The sequence below is a fragment of the Bartonella sp. MR30HLJHH genome (genome assembly GCF_042194195.1).
In the GTDB taxonomy this organism is placed as follows: Bacteria; Pseudomonadota; Alphaproteobacteria; order Rhizobiales; family Rhizobiaceae; genus Bartonella; species Bartonella grahamii.
This window is the reverse complement of sequence record NZ_JBHIMO010000112.1, coordinates 1-548: the sequence shown is the minus strand read 5'-3', so window position 1 is coordinate 548 and position 548 is coordinate 1. Positions and strand designations below refer to the sequence as shown.

1 protein-coding gene is annotated in these 548 nt (G+C 40.5%); it reads right to left on the bottom strand.

Annotated features, from left to right (window positions below):
* On the bottom strand, window positions 1–548 hold a 548-nt coding region (locus ACFIKR_RS09615; protein WP_375659675.1), incomplete at both ends, for a tyrosine-type recombinase/integrase.

Below are 548 nucleotides of genomic sequence, written 5' to 3'. Positions count from 1 at the left end.
ATTTCTAATGCTTCTGTTGATAGAGGCACGCGAAATTCTGTTGTAGCATCACGCCTTCCTTTCATATTCTCAGCAGGAATGGTCCATATATCCTCCTCAACTTGATCTTTATGAATATGACGTAAAGGATTGGTACGAACGCCTGTCAGAATAAGCAAACGCAAAGCCAGTTGTGTTATGGTTGATGCTTCACAGAGTGTTTTATAAAAAGCCGGAACCTCTCTCCAATCCATGGCTGGTAAATTTTGCGTTTTATGACGTTGTTTACCTAAGAGCGCGCGTGCTTTTTCTACTGCTTGTAAATCAACATTCAATCCTAATGCAGCCGCATGTTTGAGACAAAGGTTGAGACGAATAAGAGCTCTATTAGCTGTTCCAGCTTTTGTATGCCAAATAGGGGCAAGAACATTGCGTATCTCTGTTTGTGTAATCTCAGAAACGGGAAGACAGCCTAATTTGGGCAGAATATGAAGGCGTAATGGTAAAAACCAATCCCCATCTTTACCATCATTTTTTAATTCAGCTTTACGACTTTCAAAAGCATCCAA